A 730-nucleotide genomic window follows, 5' to 3' on the forward strand; every position below is an offset into this window, starting at 1 on the left:
AAAACACTCTGAAAGTATGAGTGTATTTTATTATTTTCCAATTCACTATTCGCAAAATGTTTCAACTGTGATGTAACTATTCCTCATTTATAATCCTTCATTAACAAACTCTCAAGCATATTTTCTATCCCATCATATAGCTTCACTTTATAAATATTTTCTTGATAATAGTGAAGAATATGAGATTTAATTAAATCCGATTTATCAGGGAATCGGCTTAAAAATAGAGCTATCGGCTTTCCAACTAGTTCTTCTTTCTCCTCTACAGTTAGTGGTCTCCCTAATACCTCTTTAAAACCAAAATTATTCGCCTCTTTTGCTAACCATTCACTGTTAACTAATGTGCCATCTAAATCCATTATGATAGCTTTCACTATTAGCACTTCCTTACATTTTCTTTTCTATACGCTTCTAAAGCCTTAATTGTTGTAAGTGTTAATGGTTTTGGCAGATCATTTAAAGAAAACCATCCGATTTCAAGTATCTTATCTGGTTCCATTCTTTTAACTACGCCATCATTTACCGTTGCAATATATGTTGGACAAACCCAATGCACTTCTTGTTCTTTTATAATATGATCTGTTACGCATAATAAAGATTCTAATTTTATATCTAAGTTTGTTTCTTCTTTGATTTCTCTAACAACTGTATCTTCTACAGTTTCCATCCACTCTACTTTTCCTCCTGGAATACTCCAGAGCATTCTCTCCGGATTTGTATTACGTAATAT

2 protein-coding genes are annotated in these 730 nt (G+C 31.9%); both read right to left on the bottom strand.

What is annotated here, in order from left to right; all coding sequences use genetic code 11:
* Positions 1–83: 83 nt before the first annotated feature.
* Positions 84–374 (bottom strand): HAD family hydrolase, encoded by a 291-nt coding sequence (locus KVT31_RS29315; protein WP_308162524.1) that lies wholly within the window; start codon positions 372–374, stop codon positions 84–86.
* 2 nt (positions 375–376) lie between these two features.
* Positions 377–730, bottom strand: a 354-nt coding sequence (locus KVT31_RS29320) for an NUDIX domain-containing protein (protein WP_217613701.1), incomplete at its 5' end; no start/stop codon positions are given.

It is taken from the genome of Bacillus sp. GbtcB14 (assembly GCF_019091205.1).
In the GTDB taxonomy this organism is placed as follows: Bacteria; Bacillota; Bacilli; order Bacillales; family Bacillaceae_G; genus Bacillus_A; species Bacillus_A cereus_AG.